General features: G+C 68.3%; 26 protein-coding genes. 13 read left to right on the forward strand and 13 right to left on the reverse strand.

What is annotated here, in order from left to right:
- The first annotated feature begins 371 nt into the window (after positions 1-371).
- From AC1MED_RS15215 to AC1MED_RS15245, 7 genes are all read left to right on the forward strand, one after another.
- On the forward strand, positions 372-845 hold the full coding sequence (locus AC1MED_RS15215; protein ID WP_479784088.1) for a hypothetical protein: 474 nt from the start codon (positions 372-374) through the stop codon (positions 843-845).
- Complete coding sequence (locus AC1MED_RS15220; protein ID WP_479784089.1) at positions 842-2,758, forward strand: hypothetical protein; 1,917 nt, start codon at positions 842-844, stop codon at positions 2,756-2,758. Before AC1MED_RS15215 ends, AC1MED_RS15220 begins: the two co-directional genes overlap by 4 nt.
- A gap of 139 nt (positions 2,759-2,897) precedes the next feature.
- Positions 2,898-3,647: a CPBP family intramembrane glutamic endopeptidase gene (locus AC1MED_RS15225; protein WP_479784091.1), complete on the forward strand. Its 750-nt coding sequence runs from the start codon at positions 2,898-2,900 to the stop codon at positions 3,645-3,647.
- A gap of 84 nt (positions 3,648-3,731) precedes the next feature.
- A complete protein-coding gene (locus tag AC1MED_RS15230; protein WP_479784093.1) occupies positions 3,732-4,172 on the forward strand; it encodes a VOC family protein in 441 nt (146 codons plus the stop codon).
- A gap of 21 nt (positions 4,173-4,193) precedes the next feature.
- Entirely contained in the window at positions 4,194-5,147 is a 954-nt protein-coding gene (locus tag AC1MED_RS15235; RefSeq protein WP_479784094.1) for a 1,4-dihydroxy-2-naphthoyl-CoA synthase, read from the forward strand.
- 10 nt (positions 5,148-5,157) lie between these two features.
- Positions 5,158-6,321 (forward strand): AMP-binding protein, encoded by a 1,164-nt coding sequence (locus tag AC1MED_RS15240; protein WP_479784096.1) that lies wholly within the window; start codon positions 5,158-5,160, stop codon positions 6,319-6,321.
- A gap of 57 nt (positions 6,322-6,378) precedes the next feature.
- On the forward strand, positions 6,379-7,260 hold the full coding sequence (locus AC1MED_RS15245) for a 1,4-dihydroxy-2-naphthoate polyprenyltransferase (RefSeq protein ID WP_479784098.1): 882 nt from the start codon (positions 6,379-6,381) through the stop codon (positions 7,258-7,260).
- A gap of 102 nt (positions 7,261-7,362) precedes the next feature.
- Here the strand turns inward: AC1MED_RS15245 and AC1MED_RS15250 are convergent, their stop codons facing one another.
- Positions 7,363-7,671, reverse strand: a complete 309-nt coding sequence (locus tag AC1MED_RS15250; RefSeq protein ID WP_346957787.1) for a DUF4229 domain-containing protein — start codon at positions 7,669-7,671, stop codon at positions 7,363-7,365.
- Positions 7,672-7,751: 80 nt separating this feature from the next.
- On the opposite strand from AC1MED_RS15250, the gene AC1MED_RS15255 reads away from it, so the two are divergent.
- Complete coding sequence (locus AC1MED_RS15255; protein WP_479784100.1) at positions 7,752-8,177, forward strand: PLD nuclease N-terminal domain-containing protein; 426 nt, start codon at positions 7,752-7,754, stop codon at positions 8,175-8,177.
- A 349-nt stretch (positions 8,178-8,526) separates the two neighbouring features.
- On the opposite strand, the gene ccsB is transcribed toward AC1MED_RS15255, so the two are convergent.
- From ccsB to AC1MED_RS15280, 5 genes are read right to left on the reverse strand one after another with little or no spacing between them, the layout of a single operon-like run.
- Positions 8,527-9,630, reverse strand: coding sequence for a c-type cytochrome biogenesis protein CcsB (gene ccsB, locus AC1MED_RS15260; protein WP_479784102.1), 1,104 nt, complete (start codon positions 9,628-9,630; stop codon positions 8,527-8,529).
- Complete coding sequence (gene resB, locus AC1MED_RS15265; protein WP_479784104.1) at positions 9,630-11,465, reverse strand: cytochrome c biogenesis protein ResB; 1,836 nt, start codon at positions 11,463-11,465, stop codon at positions 9,630-9,632. Before resB ends, ccsB begins: the two co-directional genes overlap by 1 nt.
- Positions 11,465-12,220, reverse strand: a complete 756-nt coding sequence (locus AC1MED_RS15270) for a cytochrome c biogenesis CcdA family protein (RefSeq protein ID WP_479784106.1) — start codon at positions 12,218-12,220, stop codon at positions 11,465-11,467. The genes resB and AC1MED_RS15270 overlap by 1 nt, the downstream gene beginning before the upstream one ends.
- Positions 12,221-12,236: 16 nt before the next feature.
- Entirely contained in the window at positions 12,237-12,854 is a 618-nt protein-coding gene (locus AC1MED_RS15275) for a TlpA family protein disulfide reductase (protein ID WP_346957792.1), read from the reverse strand.
- Complete coding sequence (locus AC1MED_RS15280; protein WP_479784108.1) at positions 12,851-13,516, reverse strand: histidine phosphatase family protein; 666 nt, start codon at positions 13,514-13,516, stop codon at positions 12,851-12,853. Before AC1MED_RS15280 ends, AC1MED_RS15275 begins: the two co-directional genes overlap by 4 nt.
- A gap of 214 nt (positions 13,517-13,730) precedes the next feature.
- Between AC1MED_RS15280 and AC1MED_RS15285 the strand changes: the two genes are divergently transcribed.
- The 3 genes from AC1MED_RS15285 to AC1MED_RS15295 all read left to right on the forward strand — a co-directional run bounded on the left by AC1MED_RS15285 (position 13,731) and on the right by AC1MED_RS15295 (position 16,020).
- On the forward strand, positions 13,731-14,279 hold the full coding sequence (locus AC1MED_RS15285) for a YceI family protein (RefSeq protein WP_175321455.1): 549 nt from the start codon (positions 13,731-13,733) through the stop codon (positions 14,277-14,279).
- Between the two features lie 129 nt (positions 14,280-14,408).
- Complete coding sequence (locus tag AC1MED_RS15290; protein ID WP_479784109.1) at positions 14,409-14,993, forward strand: hypothetical protein; 585 nt, start codon at positions 14,409-14,411, stop codon at positions 14,991-14,993.
- A 214-nt stretch (positions 14,994-15,207) separates the two neighbouring features.
- Positions 15,208-16,020, forward strand: coding sequence for a hypothetical protein (locus tag AC1MED_RS15295; protein ID WP_479784110.1), 813 nt, complete (start codon positions 15,208-15,210; stop codon positions 16,018-16,020).
- Between the two features lie 74 nt (positions 16,021-16,094).
- On the opposite strand, the gene AC1MED_RS15300 is transcribed toward AC1MED_RS15295, so the two are convergent.
- Together AC1MED_RS15300 and AC1MED_RS15305 are read right to left on the reverse strand one after the other, a co-directional pair.
- Positions 16,095-16,790 carry a redox-sensing transcriptional repressor Rex gene (locus AC1MED_RS15300; protein WP_479784112.1) on the reverse strand — a complete coding sequence of 232 codons (696 nt, stop codon included), beginning with the start codon at positions 16,788-16,790 and terminating at the stop codon, positions 16,095-16,097.
- Between the two features lie 126 nt (positions 16,791-16,916).
- The gene (locus AC1MED_RS15305; RefSeq protein ID WP_479784114.1) at positions 16,917-17,189 is read right to left on the reverse strand and encodes a glutaredoxin family protein; all 273 of its coding nucleotides are present in this window, start codon (positions 17,187-17,189) and stop codon (positions 16,917-16,919) included.
- Positions 17,190-17,308: 119 nt separating this feature from the next.
- Here AC1MED_RS15305 and AC1MED_RS15310 point away from each other — a divergent pair, with 119 nt between their 5' ends.
- Positions 17,309-18,127, forward strand: coding sequence for an HAD family hydrolase (locus AC1MED_RS15310; protein ID WP_346957798.1), 819 nt, complete (start codon positions 17,309-17,311; stop codon positions 18,125-18,127).
- 184 nt (positions 18,128-18,311) lie between these two features.
- On the opposite strand, the gene AC1MED_RS15315 is transcribed toward AC1MED_RS15310, so the two are convergent.
- The 3 genes from AC1MED_RS15315 to AC1MED_RS15325 form a co-directional block, all read right to left on the reverse strand.
- Complete coding sequence (locus tag AC1MED_RS15315; RefSeq protein WP_003792170.1) at positions 18,312-18,410, reverse strand: 30S ribosomal protein bS22; 99 nt, start codon at positions 18,408-18,410, stop codon at positions 18,312-18,314.
- Between the two features lie 193 nt (positions 18,411-18,603).
- Positions 18,604-18,816: a helix-turn-helix domain-containing protein gene (locus tag AC1MED_RS15320; RefSeq protein ID WP_346957799.1), complete on the reverse strand. Its 213-nt coding sequence runs from the start codon at positions 18,814-18,816 to the stop codon at positions 18,604-18,606.
- Between the two features lie 204 nt (positions 18,817-19,020).
- Positions 19,021-20,133: a 3-deoxy-7-phosphoheptulonate synthase gene (locus AC1MED_RS15325; RefSeq protein ID WP_479784115.1), complete on the reverse strand. Its 1,113-nt coding sequence runs from the start codon at positions 20,131-20,133 to the stop codon at positions 19,021-19,023.
- A 293-nt stretch (positions 20,134-20,426) separates the two neighbouring features.
- On the opposite strand from AC1MED_RS15325, the gene AC1MED_RS15330 reads away from it, so the two are divergent.
- The gene (locus tag AC1MED_RS15330) at positions 20,427-21,827 is read left to right on the forward strand and encodes an alpha-hydroxy acid oxidase (protein ID WP_479784116.1); all 1,401 of its coding nucleotides are present in this window, start codon (positions 20,427-20,429) and stop codon (positions 21,825-21,827) included.
- Between the two features lie 99 nt (positions 21,828-21,926).
- On the opposite strand, the gene AC1MED_RS15335 is transcribed toward AC1MED_RS15330, so the two are convergent.
- Together AC1MED_RS15335 and AC1MED_RS15340 are read right to left on the reverse strand one after the other, a co-directional pair.
- Positions 21,927-22,487: an ArsR/SmtB family transcription factor gene (locus AC1MED_RS15335; RefSeq protein ID WP_479784118.1), complete on the reverse strand. Its 561-nt coding sequence runs from the start codon at positions 22,485-22,487 to the stop codon at positions 21,927-21,929.
- A gap of 88 nt (positions 22,488-22,575) precedes the next feature.
- A complete protein-coding gene (locus tag AC1MED_RS15340; RefSeq protein ID WP_479784119.1) occupies positions 22,576-23,799 on the reverse strand; it encodes an acetoin utilization protein AcuC in 1,224 nt (407 codons plus the stop codon).
- Positions 23,800-23,891 lie beyond the last annotated feature (92 nt).

The following is a 23,891-nucleotide window of genomic DNA, read 5'->3' on the forward strand; positions in this document are numbered from 1 at the left end:
GTCGGGGTATCGCCGGGACGGGAGGGGCGGATCCGGGAGCACAAGTACGGGCCTAAACACTCCCGGCCCAGGGCGGCGGGCAGGGGGTATGGACCGAAACTCACAATGGGTCGCAGCGTCGCGCGGCGAGTCCATACTACTAGCTTTTGGGGCCCCACCGTGACGCGGGCTACACCCGGGAGCCCCCGTCGCCGGCCCTCGGGCGGCCACAAAACCGCAACAAAAACTACGTCTTAACGCAAAACCGCTGGTCAGGGGTCCTATTTCCGCCCTGCGTCCATTACTCTAAGCAAACCGTCGGGACTTCCCGGCCGGTACGCCTGCGACGTCACTGCAGGCCATGGCAGGGACGCCGTGAGTTTGGGGGAACTATGAAACACAGAGCGCTACTGCCAGCGGTGCTGCTCGTCGCGCTGGCCGGATGCTCGAGCGGCGGACCCGCACCGAACCAACCCAGCGAAACCCGCGTCACGGCCACGGCCACCTCGACGTCCACAGCACCGACCACGGCACCGCCGGCGACGTCCACGGCACCGGCATCATCCGAACCCGCCGATGTCTCCAGTTCGCTCAACGCACCCGACGCCTTGCGGCAGCACACCTGCACGGCCGCAGCCGACGGGTCGTGGTCCTTCACGGGGACCCTCGTCAACAGCAGCGACAAAACCAGGGTTTTCACCGTGGCCGTCGCCGTCACCGTGGGCCCGGCGGTCGCAGGGCACACCCTGATCACCGAAACCGTTGCCGCCGGCAAGTCGGCCCAGATCTCAGCACCGAACTTCGCCAAGACCAAAGACAGCAGCGGGACCTGCAATCCGGTTGTCTCCGTAGAGGATGCCCCATGAAAAAGCTCGTACTTGTCGCCGCGGTGGTCCTCGGGCTCACGGCCGGGCCGCTGGCAGCCGGCCCCGCCTTCGCTGAGACCGCCAACCCGCCGGCGCCGGCAGAAAGCCCGACGGCGGCGCCCACCGACGCGGCGACGCCGGCCCTCACTACGCCCACTACCACCGCTCCCACCCCGGACGTCACCTCGGCTCCGACAACAACGGCGGCGCGGTCGACCAGCGAGGCGACGGCGACGCCAACCGCCGCCGTGACGCCAACCGACGCACCGACGCCGACCCAAGAGCCGACGCCGACTGAGGACCCGACGTTGCCGGCCGCCGTCGTGCCGGGGCCGATCGGTGAGAAGTGGACCGCGCTGAAGGGCGCGGCCGGAGTCCTCGGGGCGCCGACCGCCGACCAGACCTGCTCAGGCGGCGTCTGCAGCCAGGCCTTCGAGGGCGGGTCCATCTTCTGGACCAAGGCCACGGGCGCGCACCCTGTCCTGAGCAAGACCGGGCACACCGGCCCCCGGTGGTTTGCCAAGGGCGGCCTGGCCCTCTACGGCTACCCCGTCACCGACGAAACCACGGTGTCCGGCGGAACAATCCAGAAGTTCTCCACCGGCCGTATCGTGGCCTGGTCGGGGACGCGGCTGATCGAGTTCACCACCCGGAGCGGCATCGGCAGCCGGTGGGTGGCCGCCGGCGGCGAAACTGTCCTGGGCCTGCCCGTGACGGCCGAAAGCTGCGGGCTGACGGCGTCCGGGTGCGTCCAACAGTTCGGCAGGGGCGCCATCTACTGGGCGCCCGGCGTCGGCGGCCACGTGGTCTGGGGCGGCATCCGCGGCCGCTGGGACGCCGTCAAGGCTCAGAACGGCGTGCTCGGCTACCCGTCCGGCGAGGAAGCCTGCGGCCTGCCCGGCGGGGGCTGCATGCAGCGTTTCCAGGGCGGCAGCATCTACTGGTCCAGCCCCACCGGCGCGCACGTGATCCGCGGCGGCATCGGCAGCCGCTGGACGGCCGCCGGAGCGTCGCGCAGCATGCTCGGATTCCCGCTCACCGATGAGCAGTGCGGACTGTCCGGCCGGGGCTGCGTGCAGCGCTTCCAGGGCGGCAGCATCTACTGGTCCCCCACCACCGGCGCGTGGTTCTCCGGCCGGGGCATCGTCAGCAAATACATCGCCTCCGGCGGCCCCGGCGGCTCGCTGGGCTACCCGATCGGCAACGAACGCTGCGCCGGCGGCTCCTGCGCACAGTCTTACCAGCGCGGGGACATCACCTGGTCCGGTTCCAGCGGAACCCGGGTGTACCCGATGTCCGAATGCCACAAGCTCAACAACGGCCAGTCCAAGTACTCCACCTACGGCGCCAACCGGGTCCTGATCACCTGGACCCAGACCTACGGGCAATCCCATGCGACCAACATGTACTGCAGGAGCGTCGCCGGGATCTACGTGCAGGACTGGCGGACCGACGGCTATGTCGGCGCTTCAGGGTTCAAGCCGCCGGGAGTGCCGTCGGGTCCCACCCGGAACCTGTACTCCCCCACCGGCTCGTATTCCGTGACGGAGGCTTTCGGCCTGGGCAACCCCGGCACCAAGCTCCCCTACCGCACGCTCAACCCCCGCTCGCGCTGGGGCGGCAACCCCTGGACGGCCACGTACAACAAGTACCACGAGTCGTCCTCCTGGGTTGGCTATGACGAGAACATGTGGTGGTTCGCCAGCCTGGGCTACTACCGCCAGGGCGTGGTCATCAACTACAACCGGCCCAACATCGTCCAGAACGCCGGGTTCGCGATCTTCCTGCACATGAAGAAGATCCCGACGGCGGGCTGCATCTCGCTCGACGACTGGGCAGTGGTGGATTATCTCCGCAAGTCCACTCCGGGCGACCGGATCCTGATGGGGACTTACGGGTCGCTGTTCCGCTAGCCGCCCCTCCGGCAGGACTCCGGCCGGCAGCCACTCCGGCAGGCAACACTCCGGCAGGCAACACCCGCATCTGACGCCCGGCGCCCCTCGGCCCGGGCGTCAGGCGTCCCCGGGGCCGCGGCCGGGCTAGGCTGGTGGCATGGGCACCGCTCTCCGTCAACCACCCGCGCCGCGCCCGGAACTGTACGCCTTTTCCCGGCTCGACTTCATCACAGCGGGGATCTACGTGGCAGTGGCCGGTCTCTTTGCCACCGCTTCCGGGCTGCTGGGCCCGCTCCTGCTGCAGCTCTCGCCCAATCCCGCGGTGGCGTCCTACGCGGTGAACCTCATCTTCTACGTGGCCATCGGCGCCCTCGCCCTGGCCGCGGCACGCCACATCGCGGGCCGCGACCTCCGTGTCCTGGCGACGAGACCCTGGTTCACGCTGCTGATGGTGCCGCTGGCAGTGGTGGCCGCGATGATCCTGACCGCCGTCCTGGTGGCCCTCACCGGGCCGCCTCAGACCTCCGCCAACCAGGCCGGCCTGCAGGCTCTGATGCAGCAGGTCCCGGCCTGGCTGATGGTGCCGCTGCTGGTGATCGTGGGTCCCTTCGTGGAGGAGTACATTTTCCGGCACCTGCTGATCGGCAAGCTGAGCCGGAAACTGAACATCTGGATCTGCTCCGCCCTCTCGGTGGTGCTGTTCGCGGCCCTGCACGTCGTCGGCCAGGAAGCGCTGACGCTCCCGGTCCTGATGCCCTACCTTGCTCTCGGCGCCACCCTGGTGTTCGTCTACGTGTGGACCGGAAACAACCTGATGTTCTCCTACTTCGTCCATGCCGCGAAGAACCTGCTGGCCGTCATCTTCATCTACGCCATCCCGCCGGAAGTCCTCGAACAGCTGCAGTAAGCGGGACCGGGCCGAAGCGGGGTCCGGCAGGATTCGTCCCCGCGGCACCTAGCGCCGAGGGCGCCGGCGTCGTAGGTTTTTCCCATGGCACTGAACATCCAGATCGCTGTCGACTGCATCGATCCGCACGGCCTCGCCGACTGGTGGGCGGAAACCCTGGACTGGGCCGTGGAGCCGCAGGACGAGGGCTTTATCCGCTCCATGATCGAGCAGGGCTTCGCGACGGACGCGGAGACCAAGCTGCACCAAGGAAAACTGGTCTGGCGGGACGGCGCCGCCATCCGGCCGCCCGAGGACCTGGGCGTTAAACCGGCCTCCCGGCGGATTCTGTTCCAGACCGCGCCGGAGGCTAAGACCGTCAAAAACCGGGTCCACTGGGACGTGAACCTGGCCGGCGCGAACAAGGACGAGGTGCGCGCTGCCCTCGAGGCCCGCGGCGCGACGTACCTGTGGACCGCCAACGAGGGCCCGCATTCCTGGCACACCATGGCGGACCCGGAAGGCAACGAGTTCTGCATCAGCTGAGCCGATTACTAGACTCGGACTGTGAGCAACGAAATCCCCGCCAAGGTATCCGACGTCTTTGACCCCAGCCGCTGGCGCACCGTGTCCGGCTTCGACGACTTCCAGGACATGACCTACCACCGGCAGGTGGAGCGGTCCGACGACGGCACCGTCATCCGGGACCTCCCCACCGTCCGGATCGCGTTCAACCGGCCGGAGGTGCGCAACGCGTTCCGCCCCGGCACCGTGGACGAGCTGTACCGGGCCATGGACCATGCCCGGATGACCCCGGACGTCGCCACCGTCCTGCTCACCGGCAACGGGCCCTCCGCCAAGGACGGCGGTCACTCCTTCTGCTCCGGCGGTGACCAGCGGATCCGCGGACGGGACGGGTACCGGTACGCGGAGGGTGAGACCCAGGAAAGCATCGACCCGGCCCGCGCCGGCCGGCTGCACATCCTCGAGGTCCAGCGGCTGATGCGGACCATGCCCAAGGTGGTCATCGCCGTCGTGAACGGGTGGGCGGCCGGGGGCGGACACTCGCTGCACGTAGTCTCCGACCTGACCATCGCCTCCCGGCAGCACGGCAAATTCAAGCAGACCGACGCGACGGTGGGCAGTTTCGACGCCGGCTACGGCTCGGCGCTGCTGGCCCGCCAGATCGGGCAAAAAGCCGCCCGCGAGATCTTCTTCCTGGCCCGTGAATATTCCGCAGAGGACATGGTCCGGATGGGTGCCGTGAACGAGGCCGTGGACCACGAGCGGCTCGAGGAAGTGGCGCTGGAATACGCCGCGGACATCGCCCGGCAATCCCCGCAGGCCATCCGGATGCTCAAGTTCGCCTTTAACCTGGCCGACGACGGGCTGGCCGGCCAGCAGGTGTTCGCCGGTGAGGCGACGCGGCTGGCGTACATGACGGACGAGGCGGTGGAGGGCAAGGAGGCCTTCCTGGAGAAGCGCGATCCGGACTGGTCCCAGTTCCCGTACTACTTCTAAGGCTGCCGCTATGACAACAGCCGCGCTGAATATCGAGCCCGCCCTCGCAGCCCTCGCGGCCGCCCTCCGCGGCGAGGGACCCGCCGTCGAGCTGTCCGCCGGGCCTGACGGCTCCCCCGTCGTCGAGCTGGTGGAAACCCCCGGCTTCGAGGACGGGGCCGTCGTGGTCCGGACCTCCGGCTCCACCGGGGCACCCAAGGCCACGGTCCTCACGGTGGACGCCCTCGCGGCTTCCTCGATGGCCACCGCCATGGCGCTCGAGGGTGAAGGCCAGTGGCTGCTGGCCTTGCCGGTGCAGTACGTGGCCGGCGTGCAGGTACTGGTCCGGTCGCTCTTCGCCGGCACCCGGCCCTGGGCGATGGACCTCTCCGGCGGGTTCACCCCCGAGGCCTTCACCGCCGCGGCGCTGGAGCTGACCGACAAGATCCGCTTCACCTCCCTCGTGCCCACACAGCTGCAGCGGCTGCTGGAGGCCCCGACGGTGGAAACGCTGGCAGCGCTCCGGCGCTTCAACGCCATCCTGCTCGGCGGTGCCCCCGCGTCCGCGAAGCTGCTCGCCGCAGCCCGGGACGCCGGCGTCCGGGTGGTGGCCACCTACGGCGCCGCCGAAACCTGCGGCGGCTGCGTGTACGACGGCGTGCCGCTGGACGGCGTTGAGGTGAAGATCTCGGCCGAGGGCCGGATCATGCTCGGCGGTGCCACCATTGCCGCCGGCTACCTCGGCGGGACGGATCTCACGGCCGCCGCCTTTGCGGAGGACGACGGCGTCCGCTGGTACCGCACCAACGACCTCGGGGAGCTGTCCGCGGACGGCACGCTGACCGTCCTGGGCCGGGCCGACGACGTCGTGATCACCGGCGGCGTGAAAGTGTCCGCCGCGCACGTGCAGACCGAGCTGGAGAGGCTCGACGGCGTGCGCGCGGCGTTCGTTGCCGGCGTCCCGTCCGCCGAGTGGGGCCAGGCGCTGGCGGCCTATGTGGTGCTTGCGGACCGCTCCCCCGAGGCGGCCGACGCGTTCACCGCGCGGTTGGCCTCCGGCAATGCGGGTCCGCTGGCGGGTGCCCTGGTCCCGAAAACGGTGCTCACGGCCGAAGAACTGTTGATGCTTCCGAACGGCAAACCGGACCGGCTGGGCATGACGTTTCGGCTGGATGCCCGTCATCGGGGAAAATAGAAAAGCTTCACCCCGGACTTTCCACCAGCTCGCCCCCACAACAACGAGGTACTGAACGTGGCCACAGCCGCACAATGGATCCAAGGCGCCCGTCTGCGCACCCTGCCGGCGGCGATCGCGCCGGTCCTGATCGGATGCGCAGCCGCCTATGAGATGGGTGCGTTCCGTCCCGTCAACGCCCTGCTTGCCGCCATGGTGGCGCTCCTGCTGCAGATCGGCGTGAACTTCGCCAACGACTACTCCGACGGCATCCGCGGCACGGACGAGGACAGGGTGGGCCCGCTCCGGCTGGTCGGTTCGGGGGTGGCGGAGCCTGGGCACGTGAAGCGGGCTGCGTTTGCCGCGTTCGGGCTGGCGATGCTGTTCGGGCTGGTCCTGGTCATCATCACGCAGGCATGGTGGCTGATCCTGGTGGGCGTGGGCTGCGTCCTCGCCGCGTGGGGCTACACCGGGGGCAAGAACCCTTACGGCTACCTTGGCCTGGGCGACCTGTTCGTCTTTGTGTTCTTTGGGCTGGTGGCCACGCTGGGCACCACCTACACGCAGGCCGGCCGGCTCAGCCTGGCCGCCGTCATCGGTGCGATCGGCACGGGACTCATCGCCTGCGCCCTGCTGATGGCCAACAACGTGCGGGACATCCCCACCGACCGCGTCGCGGGGAAGAAGACCCTGGCCGTCCGGCTCGGCGACAAGCACGCCCGGGAAAGCTACGTCCTGATGCTCGCCGTTGCGATCCTGCTGGTGATCGTGCTCGCCCCGGGGCGGCCGTGGATGCTCATTGTGCTGCTGCTCATCCCGGCCATCCTGATGCCGTCCTGGCTGATGATCGCGGGGCGGCGCCGCAAGAGCCTGATCCCGGTGCTGAAGCAGACCGGGCTGATCAACCTCGGTTACGCCGTGCTGTTCTCGCTCGGCCTGGTGCTGAGCCGCGGGTTCTAGGCGGGTCTGGCGCCGGCTGAGTATGCAGCCGGCGGGTCTGAGCGCCGGCCCAGTTTGAATCCGCCGGGTCCCGGGCCCGCCGGGGGCGCCCCTCAGGGAGCCCTAGGAGTCCTTGGGCCGGCTGTCGGTGCGCACGGTGACGTCCGGGTGCTCGTCCACCAGGCGGTCCTCCGCGTCGGCGTCGTCGACTTCCCCGGCAGTGCGCAGCGGCTTGGCCCTGCCGGAGAACCGGTCGTGGATCGATGCGGTGGCCGCATCCCGCTGCTTCTGGAAGAACAGGAAACTGATGGCAAAGGCCATCATTCCGGCGCAGAGGGCGGCCAGCAGCCAACCCAGCTGCAGATACACAAACAGCGCGAACAACGGCGCAAAGAGAGCCAGACGGATCAGGGAGTATTTCAGGAAAGCCACACCTTCAGTTTAGCCGTCCCGTCAGGCCCCGGGGATGCTTGCGCGGCGCCGGAAGCTCGCGCGGAGGCTAAACTGAAGCTATGCTCCGTGTCGTGGTACCAATCGTTGTACTGGTCGTCTTTGTCTACGGACTGATCGACCTCATCCGGACTGACGCCCGCCTGACCAAGGGCATTTCCAAGCCGGCCTGGATCGTGGTGCAGATCCTCCTCCCCGTGGTCGGCGCAGTCTTGTGGTTCCTCATCGGCCGGCCCCGCGGTGAGGCCACGGCCGCCCCCGCGGGCTACCGCCACCCGACCGCCCCGGACGACGATCCCGACTTCCTCCGCAACCTGGAGCTGCGCCGGCGCAACCAAGCGGAGGCAGACCGGCTCAAGAAGCTGAAGGACGAGCTGGACGCCAAAGAGCGCAGTCTCGGCAACGGTTCCGGAGAAGCGCGGGGCACGGAGTCGGGCGAGGCCCACGGCAGCGGCGACCCGACGCCGGGCACCGACGAGGTCAAGTAGCCACTCCGCCCCCGCCGGGCACCTGCCGCGGGCCGGGTCCGGACGTACTCCCGTTCCGAGCATTTCCGCTACGTTTCCGGACGAACGCTACGCGGATCAGGGGGGCAGCGGTCCGAAAACGTAGCCGATTTGTAGGCAGGTAGCGGATTTGTAGAAGGTGCGCGCCGCTCCGTTCCCGCAGCCTCCCCCGTCCCGTCGTCTGCTGCGAGCATTTCCGCTACGTTTCCGGACGAACGCTACGCGGATCAGGTGGGCGCCGGTCCGAAATCGTAGCGGAAACGCGGGAGGGCCGCCACGCGGTCTGCGCAGCGGCCCTCCAAGTAGTGCCGGGTGGTATTTCCCGGGGCGTTTACAGCCCCGAGTAGGAGTGCAGGCCGTTGAAGAACTGGTTGACGATGGTGAAGTTGAAGACCACGCACAGGTAGCCCACGATCGAGAGCCAGGCCGCGCGCGTGCCGGTCCAGCCGCGGGTGGCGCGGGCGTGCAGGTAGCCGGCGTAGACAACCCAGATCACGAAGGTCCAGACTTCCTTGGTGTCCCAGCCCCAGAAGCGGCCCCAGGCCTTCTCCGCCCAGATCGCGCCGAACATCAGGGTGAACGTCCAGCCGACGAACGCGATCGCGTTGATCCGGTAGGACAGGTTCTCCAGGCTCAGCGCGTTCGGCACCAGGCGCATGAAGCCGAGCTTGTCGGCCCCGCCGGCAGCAATCGTCTTTTGCCGGTGCGACTGGACCAGCTGCAGCGCGGACATCGCAAAGGTCAGGGTGAACAGGGCCGAGGACAGCACCGCGATGGAGACGTGGATGATCAGCCAGTAGCTCTGCAGCGCGGGCACGAGGTGGCCCACGGGCGTCCAGAATGCGACTGACGCCGCGACCAGCATGATGATGGCGAGGCCGATCACGAACGTGCCGAGGAAGCGCAGGTCGCGGCGGATCAGCACCAGCAGGAAGACCGCCACGGCCACGAACGCGCCGGTGGTCAGGAACTCGTACATGTTGCCCCACGGAACCCGGCCCGCGCCGATCGCCCGCGTGATGACGCCGGCCGCGTGGATGGCGGCGCCCAGCACCGCCAGGGCGACGGCGACCCGCGCAGGAACGCGGCGCTCGGCGCCGTAGCGCATGCCGCCGTCGGCGGTCACGCCGGCTCCGTTTGCCTGGCTGCCGGAGACCGACGACGTCGGCCGCTCGGCCCGGCCTACCGGGCCGGCCACGTCCGCGTCGGCGCGGTCAACGCCGGCAGCGGAGGCCCCGACGCCGGCGCCCACCGGGACGCGGGCCGGAGCGGCGCCGGACAATTCTGCTGCCTTCAGATCCACCGCGCGCAGGGTTTTGCTGCTCTTGGCCAGATCCCAGGCGAAGGCGATGAAGGCCACCGTGTAGGTGCCGGCGGCGAGCAGCATAAAGAGCTCGCTGTACTGGCCCATGGTTTCGTTGATCGAGTACGGCATTACTGATCCTTCTTTGACTCAGGAGAGCCTGCTGTGGACTGAATGAAGTCTGTTGCGGGGTGTTCCGTGGAGGTCCGGGTGCCGGCGTTGGCGCTTGCGCCGTGGTCCGCCCGGTCATTATCCGCCGCCGCGCTGGGAGCAGGCTGGGAACCTACGCCGGAATCGTCCGCCGGCCCGTCGTCGAGCGGCCACGCGGCCGACAGCAGGGCGCGGACGGCGGCCGCCTCCCCGGCCAGCCGGTGGTCCTCGCCGCGCGCCAGGAGGCCGTATTCCACCATGGTCCGGCCGTCCTCGTGGGTGGCGGTGCGGACCCAGACGCGCCGGCGGTTGACGTACAGCGACGTGACCAGGCCCGCGACGGCGAGCAGCGCGAAGAACAGCGCGTAGCCCTGGCCCGGGTTGTGGTGGATGTCCACGCCGACGTAGCGCTTCACGCCGTCGAAGCTGATGGTGCCCTTGCCGTCCGGCAGGGTGTGGGTGGTGCCGGGGGTCAGCACGATGCCCTTGGTCGGCAGGTTGCGGGCGTTGAGCGGGGTCAGCTTCTTCACGTCGAGTTCAAAGACGTTCTGCGGCGAGCCGCTGTCCAGCCCGAGGTCCCCGTAGTAGGAGTTCAGCGTCAGCTGCGGGTTGAACAGTTCCGGATCGCCGCTGAAGGAAACGCCGTCCTTGGTGATGAAGGCGGTCGGCAGGAAGAAACCGGCGAAGGCGAGCTGCTCGGGCTTGGCATCAGGAACCTTGATGACCACGGAAGAGTAGTAGTTGTCGCCCTGCAGCTTGGCCACCACGGGGCCCTGCATGGCGATGTTGCCGGCGCCGTCGCGCACCGTGACCACCGGGGCGTAACCGTTGCCGGTCAGGTAGATGCTGGTGCCGCCGAGGCTGAGCGGGTCGTTGACCTTCAGCACCTCCTGCTTGGCGGGCGCACCGGGGTTCTCCTTGGTGGTCACATCGGCCTTGAAGTCGATGGGCTGGCCGAACTTGCCCTTCGATTCACGGTCAAAGGTGATCTGGAACTTGTCCAGCTGAATGGAGTACGGCTCCAGCTGGCTGCTCTGGAAGTTGGTGCCCGGGGTGAACTGGTCATAGCCCACCAGGGTGTTCACGAAGGTGTCCCCCTCGACCAGGATCCGCTGCCCGCTGTAGCCGAACAGGCCGCCGGCCGCGACGGACACCAGCACGCCGATCAGCGCGGTGTGGAAGACCAGGTTGCCGACCTCCCGGAGGAAGCCGCGTTCCGCGCCTACCGAGGGCCGGTCGCCGTCGCGGTCCCTGATATCGACGCGGTAGCCGCGCTTCTTCAGCAGCGCGGCGGCGTCGTCAATGGCGCGCGACGCCGGGATCCCGGCGTCGGCGGGGATCACCAGGGTGCCGTATTCGGGCAGTCGGGACAGCCGGGCAGGGGTGCGCGGGGGCTGCGATCGCATGGCCTTGTAGTGCACAATGGCGCGCGGCACCACGCAGCCGATCAGCGAGATGAACAGCAGGATGTAGATGGCGGAGAACCACGCCGAGGAGTACACGTCGTAGAGCTGCAGGGAGTCCAGGATCTTGCCGTAGTCCGGGTGGTCCTTGATGTACTGGGTGACCACCGCGGGGTTCGCGGGCCGCTGCGGGAACAGCGACCCGGGCACGGCGGCGACGGCGAGCAGCAGCAGTAGGAACAGCGCGGTGCGCATGCTGGTCAGCTGCGTCCACGCCCAGCGGAGCATGCCCACCGGTCCGAGCGAGGGCATGACAGCATCAGCCTTGGCGGCGGAAATACCGGTCTCGGCGGGGCTGCTGCCGGGGGTGCCGGCGGCCGGGGTTTTCTTCTCTACGTTCACGCGCTCGCTCATCAGATCGGCAATTTCACATCGGTTTGAAACCAGTACTGCAGCCCGGACACCCAGGCCCCCCAGACACCGCTGGCCATCAGCACACCCAGCACGATCAGGATGCCGCCGCCGGTGCGCTGGATGGCCACCCGGTGCCGGCGGAAGAAGGAGAGCACCCCGACGCCGCGGCGCACCGCCAGGGCGATCAGGAGGAACGGAATGCCCAGCCCAAGGCTATACACGAAGGCCAGGAGCGCACCCTTGGCCGCTGAAGAGCCGCCGGACAGGCTCAGCAGCTGGACGGCAGAGTAGGTGGGGCCGATGCACGGCGCCCAGCCCAGGCCGAAGGTGACGCCCAGCAGCGGCGCACCCCAGAGACCGGCCGGCGGCTTGGCATGGATCTTCGCGTCGCGCTGCAGCCAGCCGAAGCCGCCCATGAACACAACGCCCATCACGATCACCAGCACGCCCAGCAGCTGCGTGATCCAGGCGTTCTGGGAGCCGGTGATCAGCGTTCCCAGCTGGCCGAAGGCCCCGCCCAGGAGCACGAAGATCACCGAGAAGCCCAGGACGAACAGCCCGATTCCGGCCAGCATCCGGCCCCGCTTCTGTTTCTGCAGGTCGACGCCGGTAAGCCCGGTCACGTAGCCAAGGTAGCCGGGCACCAGCGGCAGTACGCAGGGTGAGAGGAAGGAGACGAGTCCTGCCAGCAGCGCCACCGGGATGGCGAGCAGCAGCGAACCGCTCAGGATGGCTTCGGCGAAGGGGCTGTTCACGGCGTCACCTTCCTGGCTACTCGGCCACGGCGGCGGCGATGAGGGACTTGAGGGTGCCCTTCTGGATTTCGCCGAGCACCCGGGAGGCGACCCGGCCCTGCTTGTCGAGCACCAGCGTAGTGGGAACCGCGCCGGGCGGGACCAAGCCGGAGACGGCCAGCAGCACGGCGCCGTCCTTGTCGTTGAAGCTGGGATAGGTCAGGTTGAAGGTCTTGTCGAACGCCTCGGCCGTGGCCTTCTCATCGCGCAGGTTGACGCCGAAGAACTGCACGCCCTGGCTCTTGAACTCCTGGTGCAGGGCCTCCAGCGACGGCGCCTCCACCCTGCACGGGGCGCAGGCGGCGAACCAGAAGTTGAGCACCGTCACTTTGCCCTGAAACTCCGACGCCGTCACGGCGGTGCCGTCGAACAAGGTCCCCTTGATGTCCACCGGTTTTTTCCGGTCACCGACGGCGAATTCGGTCACCGAGCCGTCGCCGGCGACGTAGTTCTTGTTATCCCCGGCCCTGGCCTGCTTGGCGAGGTCGTCTTCCTGGGCACAGCCGGAGAGTCCGAGCGCTGCGGCCAGCGCCGCGCCGCCGGCGGTGAGGATGCTGCGGCGGGAGAGCCGCGGGTCGTTGGCGGCCATGGTCATGCCCCCGGGGTGCGGGAGGCACCGGGCAGCAGGACGGCGGCCGGCTCGCTGTAGTCAACGCGCAGCAGCGTCCCGTCGTCGGCGAAGACCAGGGAGGTTACGGAGGTGAGCGTGCATTCGCGCTTACGCGGGTCATGCCACAGCGGCCTGCCCTCGGCGCTGAGCCGGGTGGCCCAGATGGGCAGCTGGTGGCTGACCAGGATCGCCTCTGCGCCGTCGCCGCCGAGCTCGACGGCCCGCCGTCGCGCGTCCTGCACCGCCGCAGTCACCCGCGCGGCCTGCTCCTTGTACGGTTCGCCCCAGGACGGACGAAGCGGGTTGCGCAGCATCGGCCAGTGCTTTGGTTTGAAGATTTCGCCCTTGGACACCTGCAGGCCCTGGAAGTAGTTGGCGGCCTCGATGATCCGCTCCTCGGTGGCGATCTCGAGGCTGAGGGCCTGGGAAATCGGCTGCGCCGTCTCCTGGGCGCGGGTCAGCGGGGAGGCCGCGAGGTGCACGATCTTCGCCCCCTGTGCGGCGCGTTCGCTGAAGTGCTCGGCCAACATCCCGGCCATCTGCCGGCCCAGCTCGGAGAGGTGGAACTCCGGCAGCCTGCCGTACAGGACGCCGTCGGGGTTATGGACCTCGCCGTGGCGGAGCAAATGAACAGTCGCTTGTGGCATGTGTACCAGTTTCTCAAAGGGCAGGGGCAATGACGAAATCTTCTACAGGAGGTAGAACTCAAACTTTTTGGGAAATGTTCCCCCGGACCGGAATAAAAGATGCAAATGCATGTTTATACTGGGTGAAGCGGTTAGTTGAGACTTCAACCAATGAAGCGTCAACTGACGATCAGATGAACTTCCGTACCGCCCACCCGACTCAAGGAGAACCACCATGGCACTTCCCGCAAACCTCACCACCGGCACCTGGACCCTCGACTCCTCGCACAGCGAAATCGGTTTCACCGTCCGCCACGCGGGCATCAGCAAGGTCCGCGGCCAGTTCAAGGAAGCCGACGCAACCCTGGACCTCGCAGAAAACGTCGCCGACTCCAAGGTGAACGCCACCATCAAGACCGCCAGCTTCGACTCCGGCGACGTCAACCGCGACGGCCACGTCCGCGGCGAAGATTTCTTCGACGTCGAGAAGTTCCCGGAGATCTCCTTCGTCTCCAACGCCATCGTTCCCAAGGGCGACGCTTACGAGCTCCAGGGTGACCTGACCATCAAGGGTGTCACCCGCCCGGTGGCGCTGGAAACCGAGCTCAACGGTGTGGCCGTTGACCCGTTCGGCAACACCCGCGCCGGCCTGACCGCCGAAACCACCATCAGCCGCAAGGACTTCGGCCTGACCTGGAACGCAGTCCTCGAAGCCGGCGGCGTGCTGGTCAGCGACAAGGTTGCCATCAACCTCGAACTGGCCTTCATCGCCCCCGCAGCCTAGGCCCTGCCGCCGCTCAGGGCGTCCCGTCCTGGCTGGGCCGGCCCAGCCGGCCCGGCCCGGCGCCGAAGCACCTCGACACCCCGCGCCGTCCCCGGATGGCGCGGGGTGTTTGGGTCTAAAGTGAAATCCATGAGCAATACCGGTGACGTCCCCGAGCCACCACAGCCAGGTGCCAACCCGCCGGAACCGGGCAACGTCCCGCCGGGCAAACCGGGGCGGCCGGGACGCCCCGGGGGATTCCGCATCCAGTGGCCCGCGGACCGGCCGCAGACCTTCAAGGATGCCCTGCCGGTGGGCGGCTATTCCGCGATCCTCAACCTCCCTGCCATGCCCACCGAGCTGAAGGTCTCCTACTGGGTCTGGGTGATCGGCGGCCTGCTGGGTGTGCTCGCCGGCGTGATCGGGCTCTTCGGCACCCTCGTCCTTTTTGTGGTGTCACCGCCGGCGGGCATCCTGCTGCTCCTGCTGGTGCTGGTGGCCCTCGCGCTGGCCTGGGCTCAGGTCACACTGGCGATGAAGATGAAAGAGGGCTGGGAATGGGCCCGGTTCGCCCTGACCATCGCCGCCGGCGTCAGCCTGGTCCTCGCATTGCTGAGCATCGGCGTCGCCGGCGGCGGAAGCTGGCCGGGATTCCTCATCAGCCTGGTGGCGACCGTGCTGATGTGGCTGCCCAAGTCGCAGGCCTGGTTCGACGCCTTTAAGAGCCGTTTCTGAGCCCTCGCCGCAAAATGGAGCTCCCGCGACGGCCCGGCCCGAGGTGCGGGCTGCAGGGTCGGCCGGGTCCGGGAAGTGGCGCCGAGAATACCTTTCTGGAATGGCCCGCACAGCCACAGGCCCGGGGTACGGTGTAGTTAAACCATGCTGGGGGCAGGGGGTTGAGACACTGGTCCCGGTAGCCCATCCCGTCATCAACATGAAAAGGACCGCCATGAGTAACCCGCCAGTCGAGCCTTCCAGCCCTGACGGACCCGAGTCGGGCAAGCCGGCTCCGCAGTACGGCCAGAATGCCCCCGGCTACGGCCAGCAGCCGCCAGCCCCGCAGTACGGCCAAAACGCTCCGCAGTACGGCCAGCAGGCGCCGGGCTACGGCCAAAACGCTCCCGGCTACGGCCAGCAGCCGCCAGCCCCCCAGTACGGCCAAAATGCTCCGCAGTTCGGCCAGCAGGCGCCGGGCTACGGCCAGCAGCCGCCGGCCTACGGGCAGACCCCGGGCCAGTTCAGCCAGAGCCCGTACGGACAGTCCCCCTACGCGCAGTACCCCTCGGAACTCCCCACCGGTGGCGCCGGGACCCGGCCGCCGCGGCTCGACCTTGCCTTCTGGCTGCTGGTGGCATCCGGCGTCGTATGGGTTCTGTCCCTGCTGCTGGCGATTGGAACCCTCGACTCCCCCGCCATGCGGGACATGTTCGAACAGCAGATGTCCGCAAGCGGCGCCGACGTCCGGTTCGAAGACATCAAGGGCGTCATTGTGACGACCGTGGTGGTGTTCGCGATTATCAGCGCCGGGCTTTACGCCCTTGTCGCGTTGAACGTGCGCAAAGGCAAGAACTGGGCACGGATCCTGGGCACGGTCTTTGCCGCATTGTCCCTTCTCAGCCTCTTCCCGCTGAGCCTGGGCACCCTGGCGGTTGTGCTGGGCGTCGCCGGCATCGTGATCCTGTACCTGCCGACGGTCTCCCCCTACTTCCAGAAGCAGCAGCCGTTCACCAACCCGTACGCGCAGAACCCTTACGGCCGCTAACGCAGGCCGCTAGCCGAGGGCGCTAGCCGAGGGCGCTAGCCGAGGGCGCGGGAACCGGAGGACGCCGGCTGAGATCATTCGGCGTCCTCCGGGTCCTGCGCCCTTTGTGCGTGGTAGGCGAGGATCTGCAGTTCGGTGGCCATGTCCACCTTGCGGAGATTGACTCCGGGCGGCACCTGCAGCATGACCGGGGCAAAACTCAGGATGCTGCGCACTCCTGCTGCCACGACCCGGTCGCACACACTCTGCGCCACCGCGGCCGGCAGGGCAAGAACCACCATGTTGGCCCCGGTGCGGTGCAGCACGGGTTCAAGGTCCGCGGCGTCACTGACCCGCAGCCAGCCCACTTCGCTGCCCACCACCATCTGGTCGGCGTCGAAAATCGCCACAATGTCAAAGCCCCGCGACTCGAAGCCCCCGTACCGGGCGAGGGCCTTGCCGAGGTTGCCCGCCCCGACGATGGCAACTTTCCAGTCGTGGGTCAGGCCAAGGGCCGCGGCGATGTGGCGGTTGAGGTACTGCACCTCATAGCCCACGCCGCGGGTTCCATAGGAGCCCACGTAGGAGAGGTCCTTGCGCAGCGTGGAGGAGCTGACCCCCGAGGCTTCGGCCAGCGACTCGGAGGAAACCCGGTCCACTCCCTCGGCCAGCAGAGTCGTCAGCGCGCGCAAGTATATCGTCAGCCGGGCCACGGCCGCGGGCGGGATCTGCTTGGCGGCAGGTCCGGCTCCCCCGGGCAGGGCGTCGGGTGAGGAATCCAGCGAAGTCACTATCTGCTCCATTGCGTCGCGTTGTGCCTCCACTCTAGAGCCCCGGCTGTTCGGGCCACAAAGCAGCGACCGGCCGGCCGAACGGGCCCGGGAGCGCTCAGGCCAACCCGACGGGCCCGGGGGCACTCAGGCAGGCTGGTCGAGCGCACGCCGCAGGGTACGGAGCAGCCGGGCCTCGTCGATCCGCCAGAAATCCCGCTGCACACCGTCCACCAGCAGCACCGGGATCTCCTCGGCGTAGCGCTCGCGCAGGCCGGCGTCGTCGTCAATGGACCGCTCGGACCATTCGAGTCCCAGCCCGGCGGTGACGCGTCCAACCACGTCGCGCGCGTCGGCGCACAGATGGCAGTCAGCCTTGGTGATCAGAACTACCTCGGGGCGGAGCGCGGGTATGGCCATGGTTCCACGGTAGCCCGGCGCCGGGCCCGGCGTCGATGCGGCAGCGTTCCGGCCCCGACGGCGGTGCGGCGGCGGACGAACTGCGCGTGGGATCCGCCGGCATTGACTAGACTCGTGGCATGCCCGAGGAGAAGTACGTCGCGGTGGCTACGCGGCCGGCTGCATCATCGCAGGACGGCGAGGCCGCCTTTTTCGACGTCGACAACACCCTCATGCGCGGCGCCAGCCTGTTCCATGTGGCGCGGAAAATGTACCAGCGCGGGGCGTTCACCATTCCGCAGGCTGCGGGCTTCGCCTGGAAGCAACTGATGTTTGTGTTCCGCGGCGAAAACATCGACGACGTCCATGCAGTCCGTGACACCGCCCTGAGCCTGGCCTCGGGTTTCACCGTGCAGGACATCGAAGCCCTCGGCGAGGAAGTCTACGACGAGATGATCGAGTCCCGGATCTGGCCGGGCACCAAGGCGCTGGCCGAACAGCACCTCCGCGTGGGCCGCCGGGTCTGGCTGGTCACCGCGACGCCGATCGAGGTGGCCACGGTTATCTCCACCAGGTTGGGCCTCACCGGAGCCCTGGGCACGGTCGGTGAGATCCACGACGGGTCGTACACCGGGCGCCTGGTCGGCGATATCCTGCATGGGCCGGCCAAGGCAGTCGCCGTCCGCGGCATCGCCGAAGCGCAAGGCCTGGACCTGAACCGCTGCTGGGCCTACAGCGACTCGCACAATGACATTCCGCTGCTCAGCATGGTGGGGCACCCGGTGGCCATCAACCCCGATGCCCGGCTGCGCCGCCACGCCCGCGAACACAACTGGCCGGTCTACGACTTCCGCTCCGGACGCCGGGCGGCCACCCTGGGCCTGAAAGCCGCCACCGTCGGCGGAGCCATCTACGGCCTCTGGCGGGGCTTTTCCCGCTTCCGCGGCCCCACGGTCTAGGCTCACTCCCCCGGGGCCTGTCCGGGCTTTCCGCTGCGCTTTCGGACCCGCGCGGCCCGGATCCGGGGTGCCCTGGTCCGAAACCGCCGCGCTTTTCCGAGGCCGCCGCGGTTTTCCCGACTTGGGCAAAAGAAAATGCCCGCCGCCGGAAAGGCAACGGGCATTGACGCTGTACGAAGTATCTCTACTTCTTGTTGCGACGCTGGTGGCGCGTCTTGCGAAGCAGCTTGCGGTGCTTCTTCTTGGCCATACGCTTGCGACGCTTCTTAATAACTGAACCCACGAAAGTTCCTTACCGGCTAGATGCAATACCTGCCCGTTGGGAAGGGTCCGCGCGCGAAGCAGCAGACTGAACAACTGACAGGTTCTTACAATGACGTTAAACGTTCCTTAACAGGGTACCGCCTATCCGGGGCACACCACGACCGCAGGCCCCGCAACGGGGTCTGCCGCGGTCCGGTGCGACAGCAGAAGACTCAGGCCGTCTCGGTGCGTCCGTCGACGACAGCACCCTTGAGGTACTGTTCGACGGCGTTTTCCGGAACCCGGTATGAGCGGCCAAAGCGCACCGCCGGCATTTCGCCCGAGTGCACCAGGCGATACACGGTCATTTTCGATACCCGCATAACATCCGCGACCTCGGCCACGGTGAGAAAGCGCGCGTTGGAGAAGTTGGCCTCCGAAGACATTTCCCTTATTCCTTTTGCTCAAGCGAACGGCTGCCCCGTCTGAACGACATGGCGGTGTGCCGATGCTGAGCCATCAAACAACCATGTGCTAGATACTCTAGGGGTTCATGGTGCCAATGTGAAAGGTTTCCGCAGGAATCTGTGAAGGATTTCCGCAGGATTGCCCCACCTGGGCCGTCCTTGGGCCGTGCCCGCGATGGCCAGTTAGCCCTTGGTCCGCCGGGTGCGCGCCGAGGCCGCCAGCTGGTCCAGGAGCGAGGCGGTGACGTCCCAGTCCATGCAGGCATCCGTGACGCTCTGCCCGTACACCAGTTCGTCGGTCCCGGCGGCGTGTTCGGCAACGTCAAGGGCCTGCGCACCGCCCACCAGGAAGCTCTCCAGCATGATCCCGGCGATCGCCGAGGCGGAGGCTCCGCCATCCTCCAACTGGGCTCCGATCTCGAGGGCAACTTCGGCCTGCCGGTGATGGTTTTTGCCGCTGTTGGCGTGGCTCGCGTCCACGATCAGCCGCGGATTCAGCTGCCTGTCGGCGAGCCGGGTGGAGGCGGCTTCGACGTCGGCGGCGGAGAAGTTGGGTCCGTCGCTGCCGCCGCGCAGGATGATGTGGGTGTCGGGGTTGCCCGCGGTGCTGACCAGAGCGGCCCGCCCGTCGCCGTCGATCCCCAGGAACGCCTGGGCGGCGCCCGCGGCGCTGCAGGCATCGAGCGCCACCTGCAGGCCGCCGTCGGTCCCGTTCTTGAAGCCGATCGGCATGGACAGCCCGGAGGCCAGCTGGCGGTGGATCTGGCTCTCCGTGGTGCGCGCTCCGATGGCACCCCAGGCGACGAGGTCCGCCATGTACTGCGGGCTGATGGGCTCAAGGAATTCCGTGGCGGTGGGCAGCCCCAGCGCGGTGACCTGGCTCAGGAACCGGCGGGCGGCGCGCAGGCCGGCGGCGATGTCGTGGCTGCCGTCGAGCCGCGGATCGTTGATCAGGCCCTTCCAGCCCACCGTGGTGCGCGGCTTTTCGAAGTAGGTGCGCATGACGATCAGCAGGTCTTCGCGGTGCTTCTCGGCCTGGCTGACCAGCCGGCGGGCGTATTCCAGCCCGGCCTTGGGATCGTGGATGGAGCACGGGCCAACAATCACCAGGAGCCGGTCGTCCACGCCGTCCATGATCGCGCGGACCTCGTCCCGGCCGCGGCCAACGACGTCGGAGCCCCGGGCGTCCAGCGGGAGTTCTGCGATCATCTCGTGCGGGGTGGGCAGCGCGGTGAATTCGCTGACCCGCAGGTTAGAAGTGGACTGCTGGCTTTCGGGGGCTGCTTCGATGTTCATGGTTTGGGTCCTGTTCCGGGGGTGCGGAGCGGGCCCTGGTCAGAACCCGCCGGAGAAATGGCGAAGGGCAGAGAATGATCTCTGCCCTGTTGGCTCTGAAGGTGTGTGGATGCGTGTCAGTTAGACGCGGGCCCCTCCAGAGCCAACGAAAAATACGCATACCAACGGTTAGTCATGGCATCGACCATAGCCCCGGCCACGGCCGAAGGGCAATGCGGCGGCGTAACATTCCGGCCCCGTCCTTTAGAGTGTGGTTGGACCACAGACTGTGACGAGACTCACTGGAGGCAGCAATGACGCAACCCACCATCATCGGCAACCCCGAGGCCCCGACGACGCCGGACGACACGGCCACCCCCGGCCAGCCCGGCGCGAAGCCAGGCGCGAGGCCAGGCGCCGCTGGCGCCGCTGGGGCGGCCGGGGCGGCTGGTGCCGCTACCGGTGACCGGGAGGGCGCCCTGCTGCCCGACGCCCTCCGGCGCCGCGTGCCGAAGTACGCGGACCTCGCGCCGCTGATGCAGTTCAAGAAGCCGGATTTCAGCCGCGAGGCGAAGCTGCGCCGGGCCAGCACCATCTGGGAGTTGCGGGATCTGGCCAAGCGGCGCACCCCCAAGGCGCCGTTCGATTACACCGACGGGGCGGCCGAGGCCGAGATCACCCTGCGCCGGGCCCGTGAGGCCTTCCTGGACATCGAATTCCGCCCGGGCGTCCTGCGCGACGTCTCCAGCGTGGACCTCAGCACCGAGATCCTGGGCCAGAGCGCCCGGCTGCCCGTTGGCATCGCGCCCACCGGTTTCACCCGGATGATGCAGTCCGAAGGCGAGTACGCCGGCTCCCGGGCCGCCGCGGCCGCCGGCATCCCCTACACCCTTTCGACCATGGGCACCGCGTCCATCGAGGACGTGGCCGCCGCCGCCCCGGACGGCCGCAACTGGTTCCAGCTGTACCTGTGGACGGACCGGGACCGCTCGCTGGAGCTGATCGAACGCGCGGCCGCGGCGGGCAACGACACGCTGATGGTCACGGTGGACACCGCCGTCGCGGGCGCCAGGCTCCGCGATGTCCGCAACGGCATGACCATCCCTCCGGCGCTGACCCTGAAGACCGTGCTGGACGCTTCCTACCGGCCGGCGTGGTGGTTCAACTTCCTCACGCACGAGCCGCTGACCTTCGCGTCGCTGTCACGCTACACCGGCACCGTGGCGGACCTGATCAACTCCATGTTCGACCCCACCCTGACCTTCGAGGACCTGGACTGGTTGCGCGAAACGTGGAAGGGCAAACTGGTGGTCAAGGGCATCCAGACCGTCGACGACGCCCGCAAGGTCGTCGACCACGGCGCGGACGGCGTCGTACTCTCCAACCACGGCGGCCGCCAGCTGGACCGCGCCCCCATCCCGTTCCACCTGCTTCCGGAGGTGTCTGCGGCGCTCAGGGCGGACAACAGCAAGGCGGCGGTGATCCTGGACACGGGCATCATGAGCGGTGCGGACATCATCGCGGCGCTGGCGCTGGGGGCGGACTTCACCCTGATCGGCCGCGCCTACCTTTATGGCCTGATGGCCGGCGGCCGGGCCGGGGTGGACCGGGCCATCGAGATCCTGGAGACCGACATGCGCCGCACCATGGCGCTGCTGGGTGTCAGCCGGATCGCGGACCTCACCGCGGACCACGTCCGGCTGCTCGCCAAGTAGCCACAGTCCCGCGAGATGGCAGGTCGCGGCAGTGTTTGTCCCGAACATTGCCGCCACCTGCCATCTCGGCGCGGAAGCCACACGCAGACGGCAGGTGGGCTACTTCTTGCGGCCGAACTTGGGCAAGTTGGCCAGCAGGTCCGCGGCGCGGGTGGCGGCACGGCCCACCGTCCGGCCGATCTGCTGCGGCCGCTTGTCCTCCCCCGCGGTGCCCACCGGAATGGCGACGGCGGGGCTCAGCGCACTCCCTGCGGGCACGTCCGGCAGCGCCGGTTCCGTTGCCGCCGGCGGCGTGGTCACGGCGGCGGCAAGGCTCTCAGGCACCGGGCCCGGTTCCGGGGTGCCGGCGGGCAGGACTGCCGCCGGGGCCGGTGCCGCCGGTTCGGCAGCGGCGGGACGCCCGACGTCGAACGTCTCCAGCCAGCTGGCGACGCCGGCCAGCGGCTTGGGGTTCAGGGCGTAGTAGCGTTTTTGGCCCTGGGCGCGCATGCTGACCAGGTCCGCCTCGCGCAGGACCTTAAGGTGCTTGGAAATGGTGGGCTGGCTCGCCTCGAGCTCCTGGACCAGCTCCCCCACCGCTTTGTCCCCCTCGCGGAGGGACATCAGAATGTCCCGCCGGGTTGCCTCAGCAATGACGGCAAATACGTCGTCTGTCACCATGCCCTCCACACTAGCGACATATACGCCGGAAGGCATCCACTAATTGCGGGCGCCCGCAGGGACGGGCCCGGCGGCCCGGACCTGCCGGTCAGTCGAACCAGGGATCCAGGCCGTAAAGCGGGAAGACTTCCTTGCGGGTGGCCATGACGGTGCGGTCCACCTCGTCGTTGGGGTCGAAGCCGACCTCCCAGGAGCGCCACCAGAGGTCCACGTCGTCGCCCATGACCGCTGGCGGTGCGACGCCGTATTTGGCCCCGTACTTCTCCTGCACGTACTGCCGCCAGTCCTCCGGCACGGGCGTCCGCAGCGGGACCGGGCGGCCCGCCGCAATCGCGATCAGGTGGCTCCAGGAGCGCGGGACCACCGTGATCACGTTGTAGCCGCCGCCGCCGGTGGAAATCCAGCGGTTCTCGCAGTAGCGGGCCGCGAGGTTGCCGATGGCGGTGGCCGCCTCGCGCTGACCGTCGACGCTGATGTTCAGGTGCGTGAGCGGATCCAGGCGGTGCGAGTCGCAACCGTGCTGGCTGACGATAACCTCCGGTTCGAAGGCGCCGATGAGTTGCGGAACGACCGCGTGGAAGGCCCGCAGCCAGCCCGCGTCCCCGGTCCCGGCCGGCAGCGCCACGTTGACCGCGCTGCCCTGGGCATTCGGGCCGCCGATCTCGTTGGCGAAGCCGGTGCCCGGGAACAGCGTCAGCCCGGTCTCATGCAGCGAGATCGTCAGCACCCGCGGGTCGTCCCAGAAGATACTCTGTGTCCCGTCGCCGTGGTGCGCGTCGACGTCGACGTACACGACCCGCTGCACGCCGCCGTCGAGCAGCCGCTGGATGGCCAGGGCGGCGTCGTTGTAGATGCAGAAGCCGCTGGCCCGTTCACGGGAGGCATGGTGCATGCCGCCGCCGAAGTTCACGGCCCGGACCGCGCTGCCGTCCAGGATGGCCGCGGCCGCGAGCAGCGACCCGCCGGCGAGCCTGGCACTGGCCTCGTGCATGCCGGCGAAGGCCGGGTCGTCCTCGGTCCCGAGGCCGCGGTCCAGGTCCGGAGTGTCAGGATCAGCGCTGACGCGGCGGACGGCGGCGACATAGTCCGCACTGTGCACGGTACCGAGTTCCTCGTCGGTGGCCACCCAGGGAGCGGCCACGCTCACGTGGTCCAGGTCCAGCAGCCCCAGGCTGCGGGCCAGCCGCGCGGTGAGTTCCATCCGCTCCGGCGCCATCGGGTGGCTGTGGCCAAAGTTGTAGGCCGTCATGGCAGAGTCCCACACCACCGTCGTCGGCAGGGCGGTCTGAGCGAGTCCGGGGAGGAATGTCATCAATCACAGGCTACCCGAGCGCACAGCCCCGATCCCCCGTCGTTGCGCGGAATATAGTGGTTTACTACTGAAGGACGCCGTTTCAACCGAGG

Source organism: Arthrobacter sp. BI5 (genome assembly GCF_056680065.1).

Bases quoted from the DNA above. Each gene is read 5' to 3' on its own strand.
- AC1MED_RS15215 (WP_479784088.1), top strand. From the start codon at position 372: ATGAAACACAGAGCGCTACTGCCAGCGGTGCTGCTCGTCGCGCTGGCC.
- AC1MED_RS15220 (WP_479784089.1), top strand. From the start codon at position 842: ATGAAAAAGCTCGTACTTGTCGCCGCGGTGGTCCTCGGGCTCACGGCC.
- AC1MED_RS15225 (WP_479784091.1), top strand. From the start codon at position 2,898: ATGGGCACCGCTCTCCGTCAACCACCCGCGCCGCGCCCGGAACTGTAC.
- AC1MED_RS15230 (WP_479784093.1), top strand. From the start codon at position 3,732: ATGGCACTGAACATCCAGATCGCTGTCGACTGCATCGATCCGCACGGC.
- AC1MED_RS15240 (WP_479784096.1), top strand. From the start codon at position 5,158: ATGACAACAGCCGCGCTGAATATCGAGCCCGCCCTCGCAGCCCTCGCG.
- AC1MED_RS15255 (WP_479784100.1), top strand. From the start codon at position 7,752: ATGCTCCGTGTCGTGGTACCAATCGTTGTACTGGTCGTCTTTGTCTAC.
- ccsB (WP_479784102.1), bottom strand. From the start codon at position 9,630: ATGCCGTACTCGATCAACGAAACCATGGGCCAGTACAGCGAGCTCTTT.
- resB (WP_479784104.1), bottom strand. From the start codon at position 11,465: ATGAGCGAGCGCGTGAACGTAGAGAAGAAAACCCCGGCCGCCGGCACC.
- AC1MED_RS15275 (WP_346957792.1), bottom strand. From the start codon at position 12,854: ATGACCATGGCCGCCAACGACCCGCGGCTCTCCCGCCGCAGCATCCTC.
- AC1MED_RS15280 (WP_479784108.1), bottom strand. From the start codon at position 13,516: ATGCCACAAGCGACTGTTCATTTGCTCCGCCACGGCGAGGTCCATAAC.
- AC1MED_RS15285 (WP_175321455.1), top strand. From the start codon at position 13,731: ATGGCACTTCCCGCAAACCTCACCACCGGCACCTGGACCCTCGACTCC.
- AC1MED_RS15290 (WP_479784109.1), top strand. From the start codon at position 14,409: ATGAGCAATACCGGTGACGTCCCCGAGCCACCACAGCCAGGTGCCAAC.
- AC1MED_RS15295 (WP_479784110.1), top strand. From the start codon at position 15,208: ATGAGTAACCCGCCAGTCGAGCCTTCCAGCCCTGACGGACCCGAGTCG.
- AC1MED_RS15305 (WP_479784114.1), bottom strand. From the start codon at position 17,189: ATGGCCATACCCGCGCTCCGCCCCGAGGTAGTTCTGATCACCAAGGCT.
- AC1MED_RS15310 (WP_346957798.1), top strand. From the start codon at position 17,309: ATGCCCGAGGAGAAGTACGTCGCGGTGGCTACGCGGCCGGCTGCATCA.
- AC1MED_RS15320 (WP_346957799.1), bottom strand. From the start codon at position 18,816: ATGTCTTCGGAGGCCAACTTCTCCAACGCGCGCTTTCTCACCGTGGCC.
- AC1MED_RS15325 (WP_479784115.1), bottom strand. From the start codon at position 20,133: ATGAACATCGAAGCAGCCCCCGAAAGCCAGCAGTCCACTTCTAACCTG.
- AC1MED_RS15330 (WP_479784116.1), top strand. From the start codon at position 20,427: ATGACGCAACCCACCATCATCGGCAACCCCGAGGCCCCGACGACGCCG.
- AC1MED_RS15335 (WP_479784118.1), bottom strand. From the start codon at position 22,487: ATGGTGACAGACGACGTATTTGCCGTCATTGCTGAGGCAACCCGGCGG.
- AC1MED_RS15340 (WP_479784119.1), bottom strand. From the start codon at position 23,799: ATGACATTCCTCCCCGGACTCGCTCAGACCGCCCTGCCGACGACGGTG.